This window comes from Klebsiella sp. PCX, from assembly GCF_021869705.1.
GTDB classification, from domain to species: Bacteria; Pseudomonadota; Gammaproteobacteria; order Enterobacterales; family Enterobacteriaceae; genus Klebsiella; species Klebsiella quasipneumoniae.
On the sequence record NZ_CP091527.1, the window covers coordinates 3,185,086 to 3,208,167 of the forward strand.

The window sequence follows — 23,082 nt, forward strand, 5'->3', positions numbered from 1 at the left end:
GAGGGACGGTAACGTTCAGGATCGAGAAAGATGTTGTCCCCCGCGATTATTACCCTGCCCTGGCGCCCGGATGCCGCCGAACACTATTTTACGCCGTTAAGCGCCCTGCCCTGGGCGATGCTGCTACATTCCGGCTTTGCCGACCATCCGCATAACCGTTTTGATATCCTGGTGGCGGCCCCGCGCGCCACGCTGCTGACGCGCGGTGAACAGACCTGGGTCGATGACGGCGAGACCACTTTTGTCTCGGCGGACGATCCGCTGCAACTACTCCAGCAGCAGCTGGATCGTCAGCCGTTCACGCCGCAGCCCCATGAGGATTTGCCGTTTCTTGGCGGCGCGCTGGGGCTGTTCGGTTACGATCTGGGCCGCCGTTTTGAGCGACTTCCCACTGTGGCGCAGGCCGATATCGCGCTGCCGGATCTGGCGGTGGGGATTTATGACTGGGCGCTGATCGTCGACCATCAGCGCCAGCAGGTGTCGCTGCTCAGCTATGACGACCCGCAGCAGCGTCTGCAGTGGCTGGAGGCGCAAACGCCGGCGCCAGGTGAAACCTTCACCCTGACCTCTGCCTGGCAGTCAAATATGAGCCGCCAGCAATACGGCGAGAAATTTCGTCAGGTGCAGGCCTATCTGCGCAGCGGTGACTGCTATCAGGTCAATCTCGCCCAGCGTTTTCAGGCCCGCTACGTCGGGAATGAATGGCAGGCTTTCCGCCAGTTGAACGCCGCCAACCGCGCCCCCTTTAGCGCCTTCATCCGCCTTGCGGAAGGGGCGATTTTAAGCCTGTCGCCGGAGCGATTTATTCAGCTCCGCCAGGGGGAAATCCAGACGCGCCCGATTAAGGGCACCCTGCCGCGGCTCGATTCGCCGCTGGCGGATGCGCAGCAGGCGGAGAAGCTGGCGAACTCGCCGAAAGATCGCGCCGAGAATTTAATGATTGTCGACCTGATGCGCAACGACATCGGCCGCGTCGCCGTCCCGGGCAGCGTGCGGGTCCCCGAGCTGTTCGTGGTGGAGCCCTTCCCGGCGGTCCATCATCTGGTCAGTACCATCACCGCCCGCCTGCCGGCGACGCTGCACGCCAGCGATCTGCTGCGCGCCGCCTTCCCGGGAGGGTCGATCACCGGCGCGCCGAAGGTCCGGGCGATGGAGATTATTGATGAACTGGAACCCCAGCGACGTAACGCCTGGTGCGGGAGCATCGGCTATCTGAGCTATTGCGGCAATATGGATACCAGCATCACCATTCGCACCCTAACGGCCTGGCAGGGGCAACTGTACTGTTCCGCCGGCGGCGGGATTGTGGCGGATAGTGAGGAAGCCGCAGAATATCAGGAAACTTTTGATAAAGTTAATCGTATCCTGCACCAACTGGAGAACTAGACCATGGCGGACCGCGCCCTCAATCTGGATGACTTTCTGTCCCGCTTTCAGCTGCTGCGTCCACAGCCTTCGCCACAGGCGCTAAACCAGCGGCAGGCGGCGGTGCTGGTGCCGATCGTACGCCGGCCGCAGCCTGGCCTGCTGTTGACCCAGCGTTCGCCGTTGCTGCGCAAGCACGCCGGCCAGGTCGCCTTTCCCGGCGGGGCGGTAGATAATACCGATGCGACGCTTATCGCCGCCGCTCTGCGCGAAGCCCAGGAAGAGGTGGCGATCCCGCCAGAGAAGGTTGAGGTGATTGGCGTTCTGCCGCCGGTGGACAGTGTCACCGGCTTCCAGGTGACGCCGGTGGTGGGCATTATTCCGCCGGATCTGCACTATCACGCCAGCCAGGACGAGGTCTCCGCGGTTTTTGAAATGCCGCTCGCCGAAGCCCTGCGCCTCGGGCGCTACCATCCGCTCGATATCCACCGCCGGGGCAACGACCACCGCGTCTGGCTCTCCTGGTACCAGCATTATTTTGTCTGGGGAATGACCGCCGGGATCATTCGCGAGCTGGCGCTGCAGATAGGCGCGCGCCCTTAGCTATACTGATTATGAGAGGGCGCTCTCACTATTAGTAAAATCGCGGTTATCCATTAGTTTAATTCATGTGAATAGTTGAACTGACAGGGCGCTTCCCTCTTACACTATGCGCAGTTATTACATCGTTACCGCACCCGCGGTAACCCTGTCAGGAGTATTATCGTGATTAGTCTATTCGACATGTTCAAGGTGGGGATTGGTCCCTCATCTTCCCACACTGTTGGCCCGATGAAGGCCGGTAAACAGTTCGTCGATGACCTGGTCGAAAAAGGATTGCTTAATGCAGTGACCCGCGTGGCGGTTGACGTCTACGGTTCGCTGTCATTAACCGGCAAAGGCCACCATACGGACATCGCCATTATCATGGGACTGGCGGGCAATCAGCCCGATACGGTCGATATAGACGCGATACCGGCATTTATCCGTGACGTCGAGACACGCGGCCGTCTGCTGCTGGCCAACGGTCAGCACGAAGTCGACTTCCCGGCGGATGACGGCATGCGTTTTCGCAGCGACAATCTGCCGCTGCACGAAAACGGCATGACCATTCATGCCTGGGCCGGCGAGAAAGAGATCTACTGCAAGACCTATTACTCGATTGGCGGCGGCTTTATCGTCGATGAAGAGCACTTCGGCAAAGAGAACGCCAACGAACTGCAGGTGCCCTACCCGTTTAAATCGGCGCAGGAAATGCTGGCCTACTGCAAGGAGACCGGCCTGTCGCTCTCCGGGATGGTGATGCAGAACGAGCTGGCGCTGCACAGCAAAAAAGAGATCGAGGACTATTTCGCTAATGTCTGGCAGACCATGCGCGCCTGTATCGACCGCGGCATGAACACCGAAGGCGTGCTGCCTGGCCCGCTGCGCGTACCGCGTCGCGCTTCGGCGCTGCGTCGTCTGCTGGTGGCCAGCGATAAGCTCTCCAGCGATCCGATGAACGTCGTTGACTGGGTCAACATGTTCGCGCTGGCGGTCAATGAAGAGAACGCCGCCGGCGGTCGCGTGGTGACCGCGCCGACCAACGGCGCCTGCGGCATCGTTCCGGCGGTACTCGCTTATTACGATCACTTTATCGAATCCGTCAGCCCGGAGATCTATATCCGCTACTTTATGGCCTGCGGTGCGATTGGCGCGCTGTACAAGATGAATGCCTCCATTTCCGGCGCCGAAGTCGGCTGTCAGGGCGAAGTGGGCGTCGCCTGCTCGATGGCGGCGGCGGGTCTGGCCGAACTGCTCGGCGCCAGCCCGGAACAGGTCTGCGTGGCGGCGGAGATCGGCATGGAACACAACCTCGGACTGACCTGCGACCCGGTCGCCGGCCAGGTACAGGTGCCGTGCATTGAACGTAACGCCATCGCCTCCGTGAAAGCGATCAACGCCGCGCGGATGGCAATGCGCCGCACCAGCGAACCGCGCGTCTCGCTCGATAAAGTGATCGAGACCATGTACGAAACCGGCAAAGACATGAACGCCAAGTACCGCGAAACTTCGCGCGGCGGACTGGCGATTAAAGTTCAGTGTGACTAAAGTGTTGGCTTTCGCCTGCCCCCTCCCGGTGCGCAGGCGTGAAGCGAGGGGAACTGAAAGCCCCCTGCCTTCCTGATGCGCCCTCTGTGGCGCATTTCTTTTTTCTATACCTGACGATATTCTGCCACTACAATTGCTCTATTAAATAAGCCACGCTTAACCACTCGTCCTGTCGACAGGGTGTCGCACATGCAGACTGCACAAAAAGTCATTACGGCCTATCGTCGCAAACGCATTATTGTCTGCCTGCTGGTAGCCCTGGTGACCCTGGGCGCCACCTTAGCTATCCGATTTATTTCGCAGCGTAGCGAAAATGAAGGCTATATTCGCATGGCCGCCAACCAACGGGTGGCGGCGCTGGATAACATCCTGCGTCCGCTGAGCGCGCAGCGAACCACTCTGCTTCCTCTGGTGGGTCACCCCTGCCCGGATATCCATCTGTCGCTGCGTAAAATCGCGGCCTCGTTGCAGACCGTTCGTTCCGTCGCGCTCGTGACGTCAGGTATCGTTTACTGTTCGAGTATTTTTGGGCCGCGACAGGCGGATTTACATCGCCTGCAGCCTGCGCTTCCTGCACCCCGTCCTCTGCTGCTCTTTTCGAATGACAGCTCCTTGCTCAAAGGCTCACCGGTGCTGATACAGTGGTATCCAGCCTCGGAGAGAGGCGTGGACGGCGTGATGCTGATTGTCAATATCGAGCTGCTGGGGACCTTAATTCTCAACGAAAAATCATCCCTGATAAGCGACGTCAGCCTGCAGGTTGGCGATCGTTATTTTAGCAGCAGCCATGGGCTTCTCGAGAAAGCGCATACCCCGCCGGGAACGGTGATTTATCGCCAGCGCTCTACCGAGTTTCCGTTTATCGTCAATATCAATGGCCCTGGCGCCTCGGCGATTGCGCTTGAGGAGCTGCCCGGCGAGCTGCCGCTGGCGCTGATCTTCAGCCTGTTGATGACCGGCATCGCCTGGCTGGCCACCGCCGGCAGAATGAGCTTCTCGCGGGAGATAAGCCTCGGTATTTCCGCCCGGGAGTTTGCCCTCTGGTGCCAGCCGCTGCAGGATGCGCGCAGCGGCCGCTGCTGCGGGGTGGAGATCCTGCTGCGCTGGAACAACCCTCGCCGCGGTGCGATTTCGCCGGAGGTGTTTATTCCCATCGCCGAAGGGGACAATCTGATCATCCCCCTCACCCGCTATGTGATTGCCGAAACCGCCCGCCGTCTGGATGCTTTTCCCCGCGACCGCCAGTTTCATATCGCGATTAACGTCGCTGCCCGCCACTTTGCCAACGGCTTACTGCTGCATGACCTGCATAATTACTGGTTCAGCATGAACCCGGTACAGCAGCTGGTGGTCGAGCTGACCGAACGCGATGTCCTGCAGGATGGCGACCAGCACATGGCCGAAGATCTGCACCAGAAAGGCGTCCAGCTGGCGATCGATGACTTTGGCACCGGCAACAGCTCCCTGTCGTGGCTGGAAACACTGCGCCCGGACGTGCTGAAGATTGACCGTTCGTTTACCAGCTCGGTGGGGATAGACAGCGTCAATGCCACGGTGACCGATATCATTATCGCCCTCGCCAACCGGCTGAATATTATTACCGTTGCCGAAGGGGTGGAGACGCAGGAACAGGAAAGCTACCTCAGAGACCACGGTGTCGATGTGCTACAGGGGTTTTATTATGCCCGGCCGATGCCGGTGGAGGCATTCCCGGCGTGGCTGGCCAGTCGAGAGGCAACAGAATAACTCGCCGGCCCCCACGGGGACCGGCGCGCAGGACGATTACTCTTCTTCGTCACTCGGCGGACGGGTGACCACCGCGCGAACCAGATCGACCCGGTAGTCATTCGCTTCCACCACGGTGAAATGCAGCGGCGGCAATGACACCACGTCGCCAATGCGCGGGATATGGCCATTGGCGGAGATCACCAGACCGGCAACCGTAGCAATATCCTCATCGTCATTGATCAGCGGATCCAGCCCCAGCGCCTGCTGCAACGCATGCAGGTCGGTCGACCCCTTAATAAGCCAGCCGTCGCCATCGATAACGATCTCCGGCGTCTCATCGGCGTCCGGGAATTCTCCGGCGATCGCTTCCAGAACGTCCAGCGGGGTCACCAATCCCTGCACCACGCCAAATTCATTGGTCACGATGACGAAACTGCCGCGGGCGCGGCGCAGGACGCCGAGCAGATTGATCGGATCCAGCGTTTCAGGTACCACAATCGCCGGGGAGGCGGAGGCCAGCGCCGCGACGTTTTCGCCCGACTCCAGAGCCACCAGCATCTCCTTCGCCCGCACGATACCAATGATTTCATCCAGTTCTCCGCGGCAGACCGGGAACAGACTGTGCGGCGACGAAAGCAGCTGACGGCGAATTTCATCTTCACTCTGCTCGGCGTCGACCCAGCTGATTTCCCCGCGCGGCGTCATGATGCTGCGCAGAGAGCGCTGAGCCAGGGTCAGCACGCCGTTAATCATGTAGCGCTCTTCTTCCGCAAAGGCGCCTTCCGGTACCGGCACCGCCGCCGGGCTGTCAGCGTCGTGGTTGACGGAGGCCTGTTTATTACGGCCGCCCATCAGACGCAAGATCGCATCCGCGGTACGGGCGCGCAGCGGCAACGTCGACTGGTGACGTACAAAGTTGCGGCGCGCCACCTGGTTAAAGAACTCAATGATGATCGAGAAACCGATCGCCGCGTAAAGGTACCCTTTCGGAATATGGAAGCCAAACCCTTCCGCCACCAGACTCAGGCCGATCATCAACAGGAAGCTCAGACAGAGCACCACCACCGTCGGGTGCTGGTTGACAAAGCGCGTCAACGGCTTGGAGGCCAGCAGCATCATGATCATCGCGATCACGACCGCTGCCATCATCACCGGCAGATGGTTCACCATCCCGACCGCGGTGATCACCGCGTCCAGTGAGAAGACGGCATCCAGCACTACGATCTGCAGTACCACCACCCAGAAACTGGCATAGCCTTTCCCGTGACCGGCATCGTGCTGGCGGTTTTCCAGCCGTTCATGCAGCTCAGTTGTCGCCTTGAACAGCAAGAAGATCCCGCCAAGCAGCATGATGAGGTCACGCCCGGAAAAGGAGAAATCGGCGATAGTAATCAGCGGCTTCGTCAGCGTCACCATCCAGGAGATCACCGACAGCAGCCCCAGGCGCATCACCAGCGCCAGCGACAGGCCGATCAGTCGCGCTTTATCACGCTGCTTCGGCGGCAGTTTGTCCGCCAGGATGGCAATAAACACCAGGTTATCAATACCGAGCACAATTTCCAGAACGATAAGCGTCAACAGGCCGGCCCAGATTGAGGGATCCATTAACAATTCCATGTGCGACTCCGGTTAGCGGCAAGGTCAGTCATCGCCATGTCATGCACGGACGCGACAATAGATGCTGAAAGATAAGCGTGATGCGTGGAGGTGGCAACCAGGTGCCAGAAAGTGAAAAGACGTCGATGACGGTCCATACTGCGGGCTATGCCCTATACTCCTGAGTAATTAAACGGAAGTTAAACATAGCAAAATATAGAGCGAAATTGGAAAAGATTTACCTGAATTTGCAATAACTAAGGCTATTTTTTGCGCTGCAAAATTATTAGCAGGCGATGCCTGATTAACGGATCTTCATCACATTAATTATTTTTTCACTGTCTAAAATAATTCGCGGTAGTAACTATTTTCTATCTTACACCCTAACTGAATCGATTTTGTCCTCAAGAGTGATTCAGGATGTATCAAAGCAGATGATGCATTCACGATAATAAAGGAGGTAGCAAGTGACGATTGCTATTGTAATAGGCACACATGGTTGGGCTGCAGAACAGCTGCTGAAAACAGCAGAGATGCTGTTGGGCGAGCAGGAAAACGTTGGCTGGATCGATTTCGTTCCGGGTGAAAACGCCGAAACGCTGATCGAGAAATACAATGCCCAGTTGGCAAAACTGGATACCAGTAAAGGCGTGCTGTTTCTCGTCGATACATGGGGAGGCAGCCCGTTCAACGCTGCGAGCCGCATTGTCGTCGATAAAGAGCACTACGAAGTTATCGCCGGCGTCAACATCCCGATGCTGGTGGAAACCTTCATGGCCCGCGATGACGATCCTTCCTTTGATGAGCTGGTCGCCTTAGCGGTAGAGACCGGCAGCGAAGGCGTGAAAGCGCTGAAGGCCAAACCGGTGGAAAAAGCGGCCCCTGCGCCCGCTCCAGCCGCGGCGCCAAAAGCCGCCGCACCGGCCAAACCGATGGGCCCGAATGACTACATGGTGATTGGCCTCGCGCGTATCGACGATCGCCTGATCCATGGTCAGGTCGCCACCCGTTGGACCAAAGAGACCAACGTCACCCGCATCATCGTCGTCAGCGACGAAGTCGCCGCGGATACCGTGCGCAAAACCCTGTTGACCCAGGTTGCGCCGCCGGGCGTCACCGCCCACGTGGTGGACGTCGCCAAAATGATCCGCGTCTACAACAACCCGATGTACGCCGGACAGCGCGTCATGCTGCTGTTTACTAACCCGACCGACGTTGAGCGCGTCGTCGAGGGCGGCGTGAAAATCACCAGCGTCAACATCGGCGGTATGGCGTTCCGCCAGGGCAAAACCCAGGTTAACAACGCGATTTCGGTCGATGCCAAAGATATTGAGGCGTTTAACAAGCTGAACGCACGCGGTATCGAGCTGGAGGCACGTAAAGTGTCCACCGACCCGAAACTGAAAATGATGGATCTGATCGCCAAGGTCGATAAATAACCCGGACGATCGCGCCCCAGTTTTCACTTTAAGACTTAATCAACAGGAGAAGTACAATGGAGATTACCCTTCTTCAGATTGTGCTGGTGTTCATCGTCGCGTGTATTGCGGGTATGGAGTCGGTGCTTGATGAATTTCAGTTCCACCGTCCTCTGGTCGCCTGTACGCTGATCGGCGCCGTTCTCGGCGATATGAAAACCGGTATTATTATCGGCGGTACGCTGGAAATGATCGCCCTGGGCTGGATGAACATCGGTGCGGCGGTTGCCCCTGATGCCGCGCTGGCGTCCATTATTTCCACCGTTCTGGTTATTGCCGGCCATCAGAGCATCGGCGCCGGCATCGCGCTGGCTATCCCGCTGGCGGCTGCAGGCCAGGTGCTGACCATCATCGTGCGTACTATCACCGTAGCCTTCCAGCACGCGGCGGATAAAGCGGCGGAGAATGGCAACCTGACCGCCCTATCGTGGCTGCACGTCTCGTCCCTGTTCCTGCAAGCGATGCGTATCGCTATCCCGGCCGTCATCGTGGCCATTTCCGTCGGTACCAGCGAAGTCCAGGGCCTGCTGAACGCAATCCCTGAAGTGGTCACCAGCGGCCTGAACATTGCCGGCGGCATGATCGTGGTGGTTGGTTACGCGATGGTCATCAATATGATGCGCGCGGGCTACCTGATGCCGTTCTTCTACCTCGGCTTCGTCACCGCCGCCTTCACCAACTTCAACCTGGTGGCCCTGGGCGTGATTGGCGCGGTCATGGCAATCCTCTACATCCAGCTGAGCCCGAAATATAACCGCGTCGCCGGTGCCCCGGCTCAGGCGGCTGGTAACAACGATCTCGATAACGAACTGGACTAACAGGTGAGCGAAATGGTTGATATGACTAAAAATACCACCGAGAAAAAACTCACTCAGAGTGATATTCGTGGCGTGTTCATTCGTTCTAACCTGTTCCAGGGTTCATGGAACTTCGAACGTATGCAGGCGCTGGGCTTCTGCTTCTCTATGGTTCCGGCGATTCGTCGTCTGTACCCGGAGAATAACGATGCGCGTAAGCAGGCGATTAAGCGTCACCTTGAGTTCTTCAATACCCATCCTTACGTTGCCGCTCCGGTACTGGGCGTAACGCTGGCGATGGAAGAGCAGCGCGCCAATGGCGCAGAGATTGACGATGGCGCTATCAACGGCATCAAAGTCGGTCTGATGGGACCGCTGGCCGGCGTCGGCGACCCGATCTTCTGGGGCACTGTGCGTCCGGTGTTCGCGGCCTTAGGCGCTGGGATCGCGATGAGCGGTAGCCTGCTCGGTCCTCTGCTGTTCTTTATCCTGTTCAACGCAGTGCGTCTGCTGACCCGCTACTATGGCGTCGCCTATGGTTACCGCAAAGGCGTGGACATCGTTAAAGATATGGGCGGCGGCTTCCTGCAGAAACTGACTGAGGGGGCGTCAATCCTCGGCCTGTTTGTCATGGGGGCGCTGGTTAACAAGTGGACGCACGTGAATATTCCGATGGTGGTGTCAAAAATCACCGGCTCTGACGGACAGGTTCATGTCACCACGGTGCAGACGATCCTCGACCAGCTGATGCCGGGCCTGGTACCGCTGCTGCTGACCTTCGCCTGTATGTGGCTGCTGCGTAAGAAAGTTAACCCGCTGTGGATCATCGTTGGCTTCTTCGTCATCGGTATCGCAGGCTACGCTGTCGGCCTGCTGGGTCTGTAATTTCCAGGTTGTACGCCGGGGGCTAGCCCCCGGCTTTTTTTTATCAGGAGGAACGCAAAGCAATGACATTCACGGACCTGGTGATCATCCTGTTCATCCTTGCGCTACTGGCCTACGCGGTGTATGACCAGTTTATTATGCCGAGGCGCAACGGCCCGGTGCTGCTGGCCATTCCCCTGCTTCGCCGCAGCCGCGTTGACGGCCTGATCTTTGTCGGCCTCATCGCCATTCTAATCTATAACAACATCACCCAGCACGGCACCCCAATCACCACCTGGCTATTGTCTGCGCTGGCGCTGATGGGACTCTATTTATTCTGGATCCGTACGCCGAAAATCATTTTCAAACCGCGCGGCTTTTTCTTCGCCAACGTGTGGATAGAATATCAGCGAATTAAAGAGATGAATTTATCCGAAGACGGCGTGCTGGTGATGCAATTAGAGCAACGGCGGCTGCTGATTCGCGTACGAAATATCGACGATCTGGAGAAGATATACAAACTTCTTGTTTCAACTCAATGAGTTATAAATATAGCCAGCGCTATGTTTTTTCCGATTTCGTCTGGGGGATTATATAGCCATGGCTATATTTCCCCACCTGCTCTTCTGTTTTTCATTAACTATTTATTTACTTATAAATTCAAATGAAAATCGTTATCATTTGGTTATTAAAATAGCCCTCTTCTGTTATTGTTTTATATTCTAAAAATATGTTAAGGTTGCGCCCGTCGTTGGGGAGTAGCCGATTTCCTGCCCGCCAGGAAATGTACGTGTCAACATACTCGTTGCAAAACGTGGCACGTACGGGTTGAAGTGATTCAATCAGGCGAGACCATAGATACATCACTGCTGTACGTATTGCTCAGCCATTGAGCGGCTCCGCGTATATTTACTGGGGGCAGCGATGTGTCATATGGATTATCCCCGGTCAGGACAGGCACATGAATTTATCCGCAACCCTTCTTCTCGCTTTCGGCATGTCTATGGACGCCTTCGCGGCCTCTATTGGCAAAGGCGCCACCCTGCACAAACCCAAATTCTCAGAAGCAGTGCGCACCGGGCTGATTTTTGGCGCTATTGAAACCCTGACGCCGCTGGTCGGCTGGGGACTGGGCATGCTGGCCAGCCAGTTTGTTCTCGAATGGAACCACTGGATTGCCTTTATTCTGCTGGTGTTTCTCGGCGGGCGGATGATCATCGAGGGGTTTCGCGGCGACAGCGACGAGGCGTGCGAGGCGCCTCGCCGGCATGGCTTCTGGCTGCTGGTCACCACCGCCTTCGCCACCAGCCTTGACGCCATGGCGGTCGGCGTCGGCCTGGCCTTCCTGCAGGTCAGCATTGTCACCACCGCGCTGGCGATCGGCTGCGCCACCTTTATCATGTCGACGCTGGGGATCATGGTAGGTCGCTTTATCGGCCCGCTGCTGGGCAAACGGGCCGAAATTCTCGGCGGTATCGTGCTGATTGGCATCGGCAGCGAAATCCTCTGGAGCCATTTCGCCGGTTAAGCTTTACTCCTCGCGCTGCCAGCAATGGATCATAAAATCGGTCTGACAGCCAAAGGTTGCCTGCTGACGCAGCGCGTCATGCACGTCGGCGTTGGCCCGCCACGCGAAAGGCGTCATCTGCAGCAGGGCCTGCGCTTCACTGCCCGTCAGGGTCATCGGATAAGCCAGCTGCTGCTGCGCATCCAGGCGGAACCCCGGCATCGCTTCCGTCTTCAGCTCATGCAGGCGGATCTCATCGTAAATCAGCCCTTTCAGCTCCAGCAAATGGCGGGGTCCCGGCGTGGCGGTGATCACCCACCCGCCAGGCCGCACCACTCGCGCCAGCTCACCGGCGTTGCAGGGGGCGTAAATGCGCACTACCGCATCGAAGCTGTTATCGGAGAACGGCAGACGCTGGCTGGAGGCGACGCAAAAACTCACCTGCGGATAGCGTTTTGCCGCCGCGCGGATTGCCGGCTTCGATACGTCCAGCCCCCAGCTGCGGCTGGCGATGGCGGCAAACGCGTGGGTGTAATATCCTTCGCCACAGCCGATATCCAGTAACGCCTGAGGGGCAGCGTGCCGCAATCGCTCAGCGATAGCGTCCCGCAGCGGCTGATAATGCCCGGCGTCGAGGAACGCCCGACGGGCCTGCATCATCTCAGCGCTGTCGCCGGGATCGCGCGACCGTTTGAACTGCACCGGTAGCAGATTGACGTACCCCTCTTTCGCCAGATCGAACTGGTGCCGCTGCGGGCAGGAATAGTGGTTGTCGCTACGGCTGAGCGGCGCGTGGCAAAGGGGGCAACTGTATGACATGACGGCTCCGGTGTCGCTGAAAGGGCGAAAGTGTAGCGCTATTCGCCCTTGCAGACCACTGTTACAGCGCCGGTGCCAGCGGGTGGCTGTCGTGCATGACGATCAGATTCTCCGCGCCTTGCGGCATACCGTCCGGCATGACGTTCTCCAGCCGCAGGACGTCGCCCATAATCTGGCTGAATACCGGGGCGGAAACGGCCCCGCCGTAATACGAGCCATTGCTCGGATCGTTCATCACTACCACCAGCGCGAACTGCGGACGGCTGGCGGGCGCCACGCCGGCGGTATAGGCCACATATTTATCAATATATTTGCCGTCCGGACCGATCTTCTTCGCCGTCCCCGTTTTTACCGCCACCCGGTAGTCGCGCACCGCCGCCTTGGTGCCGCCTCCGCCCGGGAGCGCCACGCTCTCCATCATATGCTCCACGCTGTGGACAATATTCTCCGGCATTACGCGCGTGCCAATCACTGGCGGGTCGATGCGGGTGATCGACAACGGTCGTTCAATGCCGAAGCCGCCGATGGTGGCATAAACGTGCGCCAGCTGGAGCGGGGTCACCATCAAACCATAGCCGAAAGCGAAGGTGGCGCGATCCAGTTGCCCCCAGTAGCGACGATGCGGCATCAGCCCGGCGCTTTCCCCGGTCAACCCCAGCCCCGTCGGCTCGCCGAAACCGAAAGCCGTATAGGTGTCAATCAGATGCTGCACCGGCATGGCCAGCGAGAGATGCGACACACCGGTATCGCTGGATTTCTGCAGGATCCCGGTCAGGCTCAGCTCCGGATAATAGCCGACATCGCGGATACGGTGGCCGTCAAGGACAAACGGATGGGTGTCCACAACGCTGTCCGGCTGGACAATCCCCTGCTGCAGCGCGGTCATGATCACCAGCGGTTTGACGGTCGACCCCGGCTCGAAGGTATCGCTGATGGCCCGATTGCGAAAATCATCCAGCGTTGCGGCATCACGATTGTTTGGATTGAAGTCGGGATAGCTGGCCATCGCCAGGATCTCGCCGGTATCGATTTTGATCAGCACCGCTGCCCCTGACTCGGCTTTATTCCAGCGAACAGCGTTGTCGAGGGCATCTTCCGTTACCGTCTGCAGGCGCTCATCGATACTCAACTGCAGATTATGCGCCGGCACCGGCGGTACTTCGGTAATATTCTCAATCACATTGCCATGTTTATCTTTACGCACCAGACGTCGCCCGGGTTTACCGGTCAACTGGGCGTTGAAGCTTTTCTCCACCCCTTCGATGCCCTGATTATCGACATTGGTAAAGCCCAGCAGATTGGCAGCCACGTGGCCTGCCGGATAGAAACGCCGCGATTCATCACGCAGGTAGACGCCAGGCAGATGCAGTTTATCAATCCACTCCGCCTGCTCGGGATTGATCTGCCGCGCCAGATAGAGAAAGCGGGCGTGAGGATGGCTCTGTACCCGCTGGGCCAGTTCCCCGAGGTTGAGATGCAGCGCTTCGGCCATCGCCTGCCAGCGGGGCCCGTAGCCGACGCCGCCTTTCTCCATGGTGGTCTGCGGATCGATCCAGATCGCGCTAACCGGAACGCTCACCGCCAGCGGTCGTCCTTCCCGGTCGGTGATCATCCCCCGCTCAACCGCAACGGGCTCTTCGCGCAGAGAACGCATATCCTCTTGTTTTACCAGATTATCGGGGGAAACAATCTGCAGCCAGCCCACGCGGGCCAATAGCAGTCCCAGACAACCGAGTATGGCCACACAGAGTAACCCGAAGCGAATCGGGGTAAAGCTGGCGGCGGACTTCATTTTTTTGTTTAGCACCATAGCTCCGGCATTGTTTTGCAACCAACTGATTTAACAGAAAATTAGCAAAACAGACTGCTACACAATGCTAATAAAGTTGAGTATTTGCAACAAGACGCGACGAGAGAGGGAAAAATGACATGCTTTGCAATAAAAACGCAAAAGCCCCGCACAGGCGAGGCTTTTATACAAGAAGAGTGGTCTTGTATCAGATAGCAGTTACGTTAACTGCAGCCGGACCTTTCTGGCCGTCCTGAATTTCGAACTCAACGTTCTGGCCTTCAGCCAGAGTTTTGAAGCCGTTACCCTGGATAGCGGAGAAGTGTACGAACACGTCTTTGCTGCCATCAGCCGGAGTAATGAAACCAAAACCTTTAGACTCGTTGAACCACTTAACTTGACCTTTAATCTTTGCCATTTGCAAAATTCCTTAGACTGTTTTCTTCGCCTGCTGGCGTTTACATAGATAAAACTGACACATAACTGCATGAGGCACTAATTTAAGGTTCGGCAGAGAAGCGGTATTCAACGACAACGTGTTTACTCAGGACTTCTTTACTGAAAATGCCACACATAAACAGAACTGTACCTCGTTTAACCCGAAAGGTGTTATCACACACTACGTAAATAATGGCAAGCCATTTTTAAACGTGTCTCGATCGTTCGCACAAATTATAAGGTAATCCTTTGATCGCCTGCACATTTATGCGTCTTTGCCGCCCCTGGCAAGGCGCTATGGCGTTTATCAATAACGCCGGAGCGCTGCCTTGTAACTGCAACTTTTTTACCATAGCTCAACAACTTCGCTTCGTCCAGGTATGTCCGTATACGAACTGCCAGTATACGGGCGACTGACGAGCCGTGATGAATATTGATGCGCAAAATTCGTTATAACCCCAGACGAAAAATCGCTAAAGCCAGGCCAGTGTAGTGATAATAAATCCTTTCAGTCGTCTCGCTAAAAATAGTGCTAATTCTGCACCTTAATAATGAAAAAAAGATGACAGCGTCACGTTATCCGACAATAAACGCGGCGGGGATCACTTTATTTACAGCGTGTATAAAAGAGGATAGTGCATTGAGAAAGGAATAATGGAATAAGAATAAGATATTACCGACCGCTATCATGCAGGTGCGCATCATATGATGCACACCTGTCGAGGTACTTAGCGCTCTGCCACCAGGCGGATAAACTCATCCTCCCCTTTCGCCTTACCGGCGACGGTCGGCTCGACCACGTCCTCTTTTTCCGGCGCACTGGCTTCGCACAAGCGACGTAGCAGCGCATTCTGCCGCTTTTGCTGATCCAGCAGAGCCTGCAGCAGTTCTATCTGCTCATTCGCCCGCGAGCTGGCGCGGTTGACGAAGAACCATAACAACAGACCGACAAGCAGCAGCGCCACAGACACGGCCAGCGATGCCAGATTTAAGATCCCAGGATTTAGTAACTCACTCATTTCACCACCTCAAAGAGAAGGCGTTCATTCTACCACCCGCGGCGCAGAAGGAAATCAGTCGTCAGAAAAATGTCTTACCACGGGATAAATTTATTGATAGTGCAAATGCCGCTGAAAAACTGAACATCCTGGTCGCACATTACGTTAAGCATCTGAGTCCACAGCAACAGGCAGCCTGCTATGATGACTATCAGTAAAACCCACCGTAATTTTTTCACTCCACTCTCCGCATCAGTACTTTATGTCGCCAGGATAACACGGCCTTCTTAAACCGCGGCTAACTGTAATACGAAAGGCAAGTTTAGGAATCATCGACTTGTTTCAAAACGTGTTCGTGTCAAAATCACGGCAAGGATCATACAAATAATGAGGCATTAATGCGATTAATCATTCGTACTATTGTGGTCGTGGCTATCTTATGGATTGGCGTATTATTAAGCGGCTACGGGGTATTATTCCACAGTGAAGAAAACGTCGGCGGCCTGGGCCTGAAGTGTCAATATCTCACCGCCCGTGGGGTCAGTACCGCACTTTATGTGCATTCCGATAGCGGCGTGATCGGCGTCAGCAGCTGCCCGCTGCTGCGTAAAAGCGCAACCGTCGTAGATAACGGCTAAGATCGAACCGGCGACCGCGACGATAGCGCCGCGGTCGCCGAATGCTTCAGCGCGGTCAGAAGGGGTAGTCGTTGTAGCCCATCTGTTCAGAAATCTTGCGCGCCGCCTGGTGCAGCATCGCCACATATTCATGCAAACGTTCTTCAGAGAACCGTAAGGTCGGGAAAGAGATGCTCAACCCGGCGATGACTACGCCGAAACGGTCGAATACCGGTACCCCAATGCAGCGCAGCCCCTCTTCCTGCTCTTCGTTATCTTCGCCGTATCCCTGCTCGCGAACGCCATCCAGCACCTTCAGCAACTCAGCGGTACTGGTGATGGTCCGCTCGGTGCTGCGTTTATACTCCACGCCGTCAAGGATCTGCTCCACTTCGCTGCGATCGCGCCACGCCAGCAGTACCTTGCCAATCGCGGTGCTGTACAACGGATTGCGACGGCCGATACGAGAGTACATCCGCAGGTTATACATCGAATCAATCTTGTGAATGTAAACAATACTGTCTTCATCCAGCGCGCCGAGATGGATCGTCTCTTTCGTCAGTCGGGAGAGTTCCCGCATCTGAATATCAGCGCTGCGCACCAGGTCGACGTTCTGCAGCGCGCGCGCCCCCAGCTCGAACAGTTTGAGCGTGAGGGAGTATTTCTCAGACTCTCCCTCCTGCGCCACATAGCCCAGTGATTTCATGGTCTGTAAAAAGCGATAAACGGTGCTTTTCGACATCATGACGCGCTGGGACAGTTCGGTAATGCCAATTTCACGCTCTTCACCCAGCGCCTGCAGGATGCCGAAAACCTTCAATACCGAAGAGACAGAATCTGGCTGTTTATCCAAATCTGCACCTGCCATTTATCACCTCGTCGTAACTGTTTTATAAAATTTAGAACCGGTTTTTATTATAAATTCGCCGCCTCTGCGCCGCAATCATTCTTCTGCCACTTCGTTACAAATCTGCGACATACGGCGGAATAATCAATGCTAAACTCATCATTCAAAAAACCGTTTCATTTAAGACTCATTTTCACCATGGATAAAAACTCTTCCGATGGCGTGCCGCTGCCGCAGCGCTATGGCGCCATTCTGACCATTGTGCTTGGGCTGACCATGGCCGTGCTCGACGGGGCCATCGCCAACGTCGCGCTGCCGACCATCGCCAGCGATCTTAACGCCTCGCCGGCGGCTTCAATCTGGATCGTTAACGCCTACCAAATTGCCATTGTTATCGCCCTGCTGCCGCTCTCTTTCCTCGGCGACATGGTCGGCTATCGCCGTATCTATAAGATAGGCCTGGTGGTGTTTATCTTTACCTCACTAGCCTGCGCCCTCTCGCGCAGCCTCGAAATGCTGACTTTCGCTCGCGTCGCCCAGGGGCTGGGCGGCGCCGCGCTGATGAGCGTTAACACCGCCTTGATCCGCCTGATTTATCCGCAACGCTTTCTCGGTCGCGGCATGGGTATCAACTCCTTTGTCGTCGCCGTCTCTTCAGCAGCAGGCCCGACGATCGCCGCTGCGATCCTCTCCCTCGCCTCATGGCAATGGCTGTTTTTAATTAACGTGCCTCTCGGCATCGTCGCCTTACTCCTGGCGATGCGCTTTCTGCCGCCCAACAGCGCGCGCAGCAAAATCGTCCGCTTCGATTTGCCGAGCGCCATCATGAACGCGCTGACCTTCGGGCTGTTGATCACCGCCCTGAGCGGTTTCGCCCAGGGCCAGTCCACTCAGCTGGTGCTGGCGGAGGTCGCCGCTATGCTGGTGGTGGGCTTTTTCTTCGTTCGCCGTCAGCTCACGAAGCCCGTCCCGCTGCTGCCGGTCGATCTGCTGCGCATCCCGCTCTTCTCCCTCTCTATCTGCACCTCCATCTGCTCTTTCTGCGCGCAGATGCTGGCGATGGTCTCTCTGCCCTTCTTCCTGCAAACAATGATCGGGCGCAGCGAAGTGGAGACCGGCCTGCTGCTGACGCCGTGGCCGCTGGCAACGATGGTGATGGCGCCGCTGGCCGGTTATTTAATTGAAAAATGCCATGCGGGGTTGCTGGGGGCCATTGGGCTGCTGGTTATGGCCTGCGGCCTGTTCGGCCTGGCGCTGCTTCCGGCGTCGCCCAGCGATCTGGATATTATCTGGCGTATGGCGCTGTGCGGCGCCGGCTTCGGGCTGTTCCAGTCGCCAAACAACCACACCATTGTCGCCTCGGCCCCGAGCCATCGCAGCGGCGGCGCCAGCGGCATGCTGGGTACCGCTCGCCTGCTCGGCCAGAGCACCGGCGCCGCGCTGGTGGCCCTTTTATTCAACCTGCTCGGCAACAGCGGCACCCACACCGCCCTGCTGCTGGCCGGCATCCTGGCGACCGTCGCTGCGCTGATTAGCGGTCTGCGCGTCACTCAGCCGCGCGCAGCCTGACGATTAAGGACAAAAAAAATCCGCAGCCTTCGGGCTGCGGATTTTTATTTTCAGCGTCAGATTGACGGACTATTTCAGATATTCTCCGCTACGCAGCGCTTCAATACGCTTGTCCAGCGGCGGGTGGGTCATAAACAGCTCGCTCATGGACTTCGCTTTACCGTTGATGCAGAACGCCATCATGCTGCTGGCTTCCTGCGGCTCATAGCTGGTTTTCAGGCGCTGCAGGGCGGCAATCATCTTCTCGCGGCCCACCAGACGCGCCGAGCCGGCATCAGCATGGAATTCGCGATAACGAGAGAACCACATGGTGATAATGCTGGCCAGAATACCGAACACCAGCTCCAGCACCGTGGCGACGGCGAAGTAGATCAGCGGATTACCATTGCTGCTCTCGCCTTCATCTTCCCGGTTGCCGCCGAGGAAGCCGGCCGCAATCTGCGCGATAACGCGGGAGATAAAGATAACGAAGGTGTTCACCACCCCCTGAATCAGAGTCATGGTGACCATATCGCCATTGGCGATGTGGCTGATTTCATGGGCGATGACCGCTTCCGCTTCATCACGGCTCATGTTTTGCAACAGCCCGGTACTGACAGCGACCAGCGAGGCGTCGCGACGCGCACCGGTAGCGAAGGCGTTGATGTCAGGGGCGTGATAGATAGCCACCTGCGGCATGGCAATGCCCGCCTGCTGCGCCTGCTGCGCAACGGTGTTCATCAGCCAGCGTTCCGTTTCGTTGCGCGGCTGCTCGATCACTTCCCCACCCACAGACTTCAGCGCCATCCATTTCGACATCATCAGCGAAACGATAGAACCACCGAAGCCGAACAGCAGGGCCATAATCAACAGACCGGTCATGCTGCTGGATTGGATCCCCGTGAGGCTTAACACCAGCCCGAACACGACCATCACTGCCAGGTTCGTCAGCAGGAAAAGCGCGATTCGCATCATAATTTTCTTTTTACCTCAATTTAACAAAACGCACTATGCGATTACCCACATCGTATGGGTCAGGCTGCAATTTTCAACCATCAGCCCCCGCTAAGTCACGATAAAAACACAACTTTACATTTTGTAGCATCTTGCTGACAGCGGCAGAGCAGGTTGACATTTTGTTAGATGAGCTGAATGGCGATGACAAAGGGCATAAAAAAAACGGGCACCTCTCAGGGTGCCCGTTGGCGACTTATTGGCTGGCCGGCGGTTCCACCGCCGGACGCGCTTTTTCGAGATGGGCGAGGTCTACCGCGATATGGACCGTCTCATCAAGATACGGATCCGGCTCCTGGTAATCCTTCGGCAAATCGTCCAGTTTTTTCAGCGGCGGTTTGCCTTCGCGTTTCAGGCGATCGTTAATCCGCGCCAGACGAATCGCATCATCCTCTTCGTTCTCTTTTTCACGCTGAGCGTAGTTCAGAGAGACGATGTTACGTTTGTCCTTCATCGCGTTATAACGGGCAATATCCTTCATGATGTACTGGAACTCAGGATCCTGGGCAATACGCTCGTCGTGGCGCTTGAGCAGTTCCGGTCCAAATGGGGTCAGATCCCCGGACTTCACGTAGGTGGCCGCGTTGATGCTATCCCACGGCAGCGCGTTGTCTTCATACTGCTCGCCGGTTTCGCGATCTTCATTGCCGGTTGGCATCATGATATCCGGCGTAACGCCTTTGCGCTGAGTACTGCCGCCGTTAATGCGGTAGAACTTCTGGATAGTGTACTGCACGGAACCTAACGCCGGCCAGTCCGGACGCAGCATCTGATCGTAGATACGATTCAACGAGCGATACTGCTGTACGGTACCTTTGCCGAAGGTCGGCTCGCCAACGATCAGCGCGCGGCCATAATCCTGCATTGCGGCGGCAAAGATCTCAGACGCCGAGGCGCTAAAGCGGTCAACCAGCACCACCAGCGGCCCTTTGTAATAGACTACGCCATCGTTATCGCTGTCTTCGCGCACCTTGCCATTGTTATCCCGCACCTGCACCACCGGGCCGGACGGAATAAACAGCCCCGACAGCGATACCGCTTCGGTCAGCGCCCCGCCGCCGTTGCTGCGCAGATCGATAACGATGCTACTGACGTTCTGTTTTTCCAGCTTCTGCAGCTGCACCTTCACGTCATCGGTCAGGCCAACGTAAAAGCCCGGGATATCCAGCACGCCGACTTTTTCTTTACCAACGGTTTTCACCGACATCTTCACCGCGCGATCTTCCAGACGGATGCGCTCGCGGGTCAGGGTGACGATACGCGTCTTGGCCCCTTTGCCGGCCGGCAGGATCTCAAGGCGAACCTTGCTGCCCTTCGGCCCTTTAATTAGCGCCACGACGTCATCCAGACGCCAGCCAATGACATCGACCATCGACTTCCCGGTCTGGCCGACGCCGACGATGCGGTCGCCGACGCTGATCGCTTTGCTCTTCGCAGCCGGACCACCGGCCACCAGCGAATTAATCACCGTGTAGTCATCATCCATCTGCAGCACAGCGCCGATCCCTTCGAGTGAGAGACTCATCTCGGTGTTGAACTGCTCGGTATTGCGCGGCGACAGATAGTTGGTGTGCGGGTCGATTTCGCGGGCGAAGGCGGTCATCGCCAGCGAGAAGACATCCTCGCTGTTGGTTTGCGCCAGACGACGGATAGCGAACTTGTAGCGACGGGTTAAGGTGTCGCGGATCTCTTTATCGTCTTTTCCCGCCAGCTTCAGGCTTAACTGGTCAAATTTAACCTTGGCGTCCCACAGCTTGTTCAGCTCGGCCTCGTCTTTCGGCCACGGCGCTTTGGAGCGGTCAAGGTTGAAATTGTCGTTGCCGGTAAAGTCCATTGGACGTTCCAGCACCTTCAAAGCATACTGATAGCGCTCGAAGCGGCGCTGCTGCGCCAGGTTGTAGAGGTCGTAGAAGACATCCAGTTTCCCGGTGCGCAGTTCGTCGCCGATTTGGTTTTTTTTCGCCGCGAACTTCGCCACATCGCTGGCCAGCAGCACATTATGGCTGTAGTCCAGCAGGTTCAGATAACGGTCAAAAATTTTTGCCGAGAAGGCGTTGTCGAGATCGAACTGACGGTAGTGAGAGCGGGTAAAGCGCGACGTCACGCGCTCGCTCACCGTCGCGTGCTGCGGCTCTTCTTTCAGCACGGGGATTTGATCTGCACGGGTTATTTCATCAACAGCGAAAGCATGGCCTGCTATTGCCAGCAGGCCCGCAAGCGCGGTGATTTTAAAAAATGTGTTCATGCCTGGCCCGGCCTCCGTTTCAGAACACCAGGTGTTCTGCGCGTACAATCATTGACATACCAGAAGTCAGCTGTACACGAACGCCATCTTTGGTGATTTCCAGAACGGTGGCGTCCATTGCGTTATTGCCTGCTTTTACCTTCAGCGCCTGGCCGACGGTCAGAACGGAAACATCCGATACCGGAGTAAGACGCTCTTCACGCGGAGCTTTGGCCGCAACAGGACGCGGTTTACGCTGTTCAGCGCCCTCTTTACGACGCGGCTGCTGAGGACGCGGTTTACGCTCGCGGCGAACGCCTTCATCCGGCTGGCCTGCAGCGGCAGCGGCCTCGCGTTTTTTCGCCTGCTGGGCAGCGCGCTGCGCCTGAACGCGAGCTTTCGCTTCTTCCAGCTGCTGACGCGCATGGGCAATGTGCTGCTCTTCCAGTTCGCCGCACGGGTTGCCGTCCAGGTCAACGCGGATAGCGCCGGCTTTTACGCCGTAGAGATAGCGCCAGCTCGAGGTATAGAGACGTAATGCAGCGCGAAGCTGGGTTTTGCTGAGATTCATCTCACCACCCACTCGCTCAACGAGATCCTGAAAAATTCCGATTTTCAGGGGGCGCGCTTCGCCTTCAGCGCTGAAGCACTGAGGGAAACGTTCGGCCAGAAAGGCGATAACTTCTTTACTGCTATTCAACTTAGGTTGATTTTCCATGAAATTTCCTGATTACAACGGACGTAGCCAACAAGCCGCAGGCATGAACAGGCGACATTATAATGACGTCCTCGCTAAATGCTACGTTATCCGTTGATTATCCCACGACACGGGTAAAGATTTTTTGATAATCAGTGGCCGCGATAAGTTTTTCCAGATGCTCGACCAGCGTGCGCAACCCCTGCTCATCTTCAGCAGTGAAGCGGCCGTAAGCCGGACTGTCGATATCCAGCACGCCGATAATCTGGTCGTTCACGCGCAGGGGGAAGACAATTTCCGAATTACTGGCGGCATCGCAGGCAATGTGGCCGTCAAAGGCGTGGACGTCCTCGACGCGCTGCACCTGGGCTTGCGCCACCGCCGCGCCGCATACGCCGCGCCCAACCGGGATCCGGACGCAGGCCAGTTTGCCCTGGAACGGCCCCAGCACCAGGGTATCGCCTTCCAGAAGATAGAAACCGGCCCAGTTGACCTCGCCCAGTCGTTCAAACAGCAGCGCGCTGGTATTAGCGATCATCGCCAGAAAACTGGTTTCACCTGCCATTAATGCCTGGAAATCGCGGTTCAAATCCGCGTAAAATTCTGTTTTGCTCATTATATCTTCA

Annotated in this window: 21 protein-coding genes and 2 pseudogenes; 11 read left to right on the forward strand and 12 right to left on the reverse strand. The window is 56.8% G+C overall.

The features are described from left to right. Positions 1–30 precede the first annotated feature (30 nt). The 4 genes from pabB (at position 31) to GQR96_RS15210 (ending at position 5,241) form a co-directional block, all read left to right on the forward strand. Complete coding sequence (pabB, locus tag GQR96_RS15195) at positions 31–1,386, forward strand: aminodeoxychorismate synthase component 1 (protein WP_069734110.1); 1,356 nt, start codon at positions 31–33, stop codon at positions 1,384–1,386. Between the two features lie 3 nt (positions 1,387–1,389). After that, a complete protein-coding gene (locus tag GQR96_RS15200; protein ID WP_004203342.1) occupies positions 1,390–1,968 on the forward strand; it encodes a CoA pyrophosphatase in 579 nt (192 codons plus the stop codon). 162 nt (positions 1,969–2,130) lie between these two features. Beyond that, complete coding sequence (gene sdaA / locus GQR96_RS15205; protein ID WP_004203344.1) at positions 2,131–3,495, forward strand: L-serine ammonia-lyase; 1,365 nt, start codon at positions 2,131–2,133, stop codon at positions 3,493–3,495. A 189-nt stretch (positions 3,496–3,684) separates the two neighbouring features. Next, the gene (locus GQR96_RS15210; RefSeq protein ID WP_017900205.1) at positions 3,685–5,241 is read left to right on the forward strand and encodes an EAL domain-containing protein; all 1,557 of its coding nucleotides are present in this window, start codon (positions 3,685–3,687) and stop codon (positions 5,239–5,241) included. A 36-nt stretch (positions 5,242–5,277) separates the two neighbouring features. On the opposite strand, the gene yoaE is transcribed toward GQR96_RS15210, so the two are convergent. Further along, the gene (yoaE, locus tag GQR96_RS15215) at positions 5,278–6,840 is read right to left on the reverse strand and encodes a CNNM family cation transport protein YoaE (protein ID WP_004203354.1); all 1,563 of its coding nucleotides are present in this window, start codon (positions 6,838–6,840) and stop codon (positions 5,278–5,280) included. Between the two features lie 446 nt (positions 6,841–7,286). On the opposite strand from yoaE, the gene manX reads away from it, so the two are divergent. The 5 genes from manX to mntP all read left to right on the forward strand — a co-directional run bounded on the left by manX (position 7,287) and on the right by mntP (position 11,486). Next, on the forward strand, positions 7,287–8,258 hold the full coding sequence (gene manX / locus GQR96_RS15220; RefSeq protein WP_004203357.1) for a PTS mannose transporter subunit IIAB: 972 nt from the start codon (positions 7,287–7,289) through the stop codon (positions 8,256–8,258). A gap of 56 nt (positions 8,259–8,314) precedes the next feature. Beyond that, positions 8,315–9,115 carry a PTS mannose/fructose/sorbose transporter subunit IIC gene (locus GQR96_RS15225; protein ID WP_004203359.1) on the forward strand — a complete coding sequence of 267 codons (801 nt, stop codon included), beginning with the start codon at positions 8,315–8,317 and terminating at the stop codon, positions 9,113–9,115. 12 nt (positions 9,116–9,127) lie between these two features. After that, a complete protein-coding gene (locus tag GQR96_RS15230) occupies positions 9,128–9,979 on the forward strand; it encodes a PTS mannose transporter subunit IID (protein ID WP_004145526.1) in 852 nt (283 codons plus the stop codon). A gap of 62 nt (positions 9,980–10,041) precedes the next feature. Beyond that, a complete protein-coding gene (locus GQR96_RS15235) occupies positions 10,042–10,500 on the forward strand; it encodes a DUF986 family protein (protein WP_004203361.1) in 459 nt (152 codons plus the stop codon). A gap of 419 nt (positions 10,501–10,919) precedes the next feature. Beyond that, the gene (mntP, locus tag GQR96_RS15240; protein ID WP_017900206.1) at positions 10,920–11,486 is read left to right on the forward strand and encodes a manganese efflux pump MntP; all 567 of its coding nucleotides are present in this window, start codon (positions 10,920–10,922) and stop codon (positions 11,484–11,486) included. Between the two features lie 3 nt (positions 11,487–11,489). Here mntP and rlmA read toward each other — a convergent pair whose 3' ends face one another. The 6 genes and pseudogenes from rlmA to mgrB all read right to left on the reverse strand — a co-directional run bounded on the left by rlmA (position 11,490) and on the right by mgrB (position 15,748). Then, the gene (gene rlmA, locus GQR96_RS15245) at positions 11,490–12,284 is read right to left on the reverse strand and encodes a 23S rRNA (guanine(745)-N(1))-methyltransferase (protein WP_069734109.1); all 795 of its coding nucleotides are present in this window, start codon (positions 12,282–12,284) and stop codon (positions 11,490–11,492) included. Positions 12,285–12,345: 61 nt separating this feature from the next. Then, positions 12,346–14,094 (reverse strand): peptidoglycan glycosyltransferase FtsI, encoded by a 1,749-nt coding sequence (gene ftsI / locus GQR96_RS15250; protein ID WP_004203364.1) that lies wholly within the window; start codon positions 14,092–14,094, stop codon positions 12,346–12,348. 187 nt (positions 14,095–14,281) lie between these two features. After that, positions 14,282–14,491 (reverse strand): transcription antiterminator/RNA stability regulator CspE, encoded by a 210-nt coding sequence (gene cspE / locus GQR96_RS15255; protein WP_001062678.1) that lies wholly within the window; start codon positions 14,489–14,491, stop codon positions 14,282–14,284. Between the two features lie 85 nt (positions 14,492–14,576). Next, a pseudogene (locus tag GQR96_RS15260) lies at positions 14,577–14,648 on the reverse strand (DUF2627 domain-containing protein); the annotation flags it as partial. 591 nt (positions 14,649–15,239) lie between these two features. After that, on the reverse strand, positions 15,240–15,530 hold the full coding sequence (locus tag GQR96_RS15265) for a YebO family protein (RefSeq protein ID WP_004203366.1): 291 nt from the start codon (positions 15,528–15,530) through the stop codon (positions 15,240–15,242). 74 nt (positions 15,531–15,604) lie between these two features. Then, on the reverse strand, positions 15,605–15,748 hold the full coding sequence (gene mgrB / locus GQR96_RS15270; protein ID WP_002911375.1) for a PhoP/PhoQ regulatory lipoprotein MgrB: 144 nt from the start codon (positions 15,746–15,748) through the stop codon (positions 15,605–15,607). Positions 15,749–15,907: 159 nt separating this feature from the next. On the opposite strand from mgrB, the gene GQR96_RS15275 reads away from it, so the two are divergent. Continuing rightward, a complete protein-coding gene (locus tag GQR96_RS15275; RefSeq protein WP_004203368.1) occupies positions 15,908–16,147 on the forward strand; it encodes a YobH family protein in 240 nt (79 codons plus the stop codon). Between the two features lie 55 nt (positions 16,148–16,202). Here GQR96_RS15275 and kdgR read toward each other — a convergent pair whose 3' ends face one another. Beyond that, positions 16,203–16,994 (reverse strand): DNA-binding transcriptional regulator KdgR, encoded by a 792-nt coding sequence (gene kdgR, locus GQR96_RS15280; RefSeq protein WP_004203369.1) that lies wholly within the window; start codon positions 16,992–16,994, stop codon positions 16,203–16,205. A 177-nt stretch (positions 16,995–17,171) separates the two neighbouring features. On the opposite strand from kdgR, the gene GQR96_RS15285 reads away from it, so the two are divergent. Then, positions 17,172–18,542, forward strand: coding sequence for an MFS transporter (locus tag GQR96_RS15285; protein ID WP_069734234.1), 1,371 nt, complete (start codon positions 17,172–17,174; stop codon positions 18,540–18,542). 69 nt (positions 18,543–18,611) lie between these two features. Here GQR96_RS15285 and htpX read toward each other — a convergent pair whose 3' ends face one another. From htpX to GQR96_RS15305, 4 genes and pseudogenes are all read right to left on the reverse strand, one after another. Beyond that, the gene (gene htpX, locus GQR96_RS15290) at positions 18,612–19,496 is read right to left on the reverse strand and encodes a protease HtpX (RefSeq protein WP_004203371.1); all 885 of its coding nucleotides are present in this window, start codon (positions 19,494–19,496) and stop codon (positions 18,612–18,614) included. 235 nt (positions 19,497–19,731) lie between these two features. Beyond that, a complete protein-coding gene (prc, locus tag GQR96_RS15295; RefSeq protein WP_069734108.1) occupies positions 19,732–21,780 on the reverse strand; it encodes a carboxy terminal-processing peptidase in 2,049 nt (682 codons plus the stop codon). A 19-nt stretch (positions 21,781–21,799) separates the two neighbouring features. Next, positions 21,800–22,477, reverse strand: coding sequence for an RNA chaperone ProQ (gene proQ, locus GQR96_RS15300; RefSeq protein WP_004203375.1), 678 nt, complete (start codon positions 22,475–22,477; stop codon positions 21,800–21,802). Positions 22,478–22,558: 81 nt separating this feature from the next. After that, positions 22,559–23,072: pseudogene (locus tag GQR96_RS15305) on the reverse strand (GAF domain-containing protein). Positions 23,073–23,082: the final 10 nt, after the last annotated feature.

What these genes read in the sequence shown, in the direction of transcription:
- pabB (WP_069734110.1), top strand. Translation starts at nt 31, where the DNA reads ATGTTGTCCCCCGCGATTATTACCCTGCCCTGGCGCCCGGATGCCGCC.
- GQR96_RS15200 (WP_004203342.1), top strand. Translation starts at nt 1,390, where the DNA reads ATGGCGGACCGCGCCCTCAATCTGGATGACTTTCTGTCCCGCTTTCAG.
- GQR96_RS15210 (WP_017900205.1), top strand. Translation starts at nt 3,685, where the DNA reads ATGCAGACTGCACAAAAAGTCATTACGGCCTATCGTCGCAAACGCATT.
- yoaE (WP_004203354.1), bottom strand. Translation starts at nt 6,840, where the DNA reads ATGGAATTGTTAATGGATCCCTCAATCTGGGCCGGCCTGTTGACGCTT.
- GQR96_RS15225 (WP_004203359.1), top strand. Translation starts at nt 8,315, where the DNA reads ATGGAGATTACCCTTCTTCAGATTGTGCTGGTGTTCATCGTCGCGTGT.
- GQR96_RS15230 (WP_004145526.1), top strand. Translation starts at nt 9,128, where the DNA reads ATGGTTGATATGACTAAAAATACCACCGAGAAAAAACTCACTCAGAGT.
- GQR96_RS15235 (WP_004203361.1), top strand. Translation starts at nt 10,042, where the DNA reads ATGACATTCACGGACCTGGTGATCATCCTGTTCATCCTTGCGCTACTG.
- mntP (WP_017900206.1), top strand. Translation starts at nt 10,920, where the DNA reads ATGAATTTATCCGCAACCCTTCTTCTCGCTTTCGGCATGTCTATGGAC.
- rlmA (WP_069734109.1), bottom strand. Translation starts at nt 12,284, where the DNA reads ATGTCATACAGTTGCCCCCTTTGCCACGCGCCGCTCAGCCGTAGCGAC.
- ftsI (WP_004203364.1), bottom strand. Translation starts at nt 14,094, where the DNA reads ATGGTGCTAAACAAAAAAATGAAGTCCGCCGCCAGCTTTACCCCGATT.
- cspE (WP_001062678.1), bottom strand. Translation starts at nt 14,491, where the DNA reads ATGGCAAAGATTAAAGGTCAAGTTAAGTGGTTCAACGAGTCTAAAGGT.
- GQR96_RS15265 (WP_004203366.1), bottom strand. Translation starts at nt 15,530, where the DNA reads ATGAGTGAGTTACTAAATCCTGGGATCTTAAATCTGGCATCGCTGGCC.
- GQR96_RS15275 (WP_004203368.1), top strand. Translation starts at nt 15,908, where the DNA reads ATGCGATTAATCATTCGTACTATTGTGGTCGTGGCTATCTTATGGATT.
- kdgR (WP_004203369.1), bottom strand. Translation starts at nt 16,994, where the DNA reads ATGGCAGGTGCAGATTTGGATAAACAGCCAGATTCTGTCTCTTCGGTA.
- GQR96_RS15285 (WP_069734234.1), top strand. Translation starts at nt 17,172, where the DNA reads ATGGATAAAAACTCTTCCGATGGCGTGCCGCTGCCGCAGCGCTATGGC.
- htpX (WP_004203371.1), bottom strand. Translation starts at nt 19,496, where the DNA reads ATGATGCGAATCGCGCTTTTCCTGCTGACGAACCTGGCAGTGATGGTC.
- prc (WP_069734108.1), bottom strand. Translation starts at nt 21,780, where the DNA reads ATGAACACATTTTTTAAAATCACCGCGCTTGCGGGCCTGCTGGCAATA.
- proQ (WP_004203375.1), bottom strand. Translation starts at nt 22,477, where the DNA reads ATGGAAAATCAACCTAAGTTGAATAGCAGTAAAGAAGTTATCGCCTTT.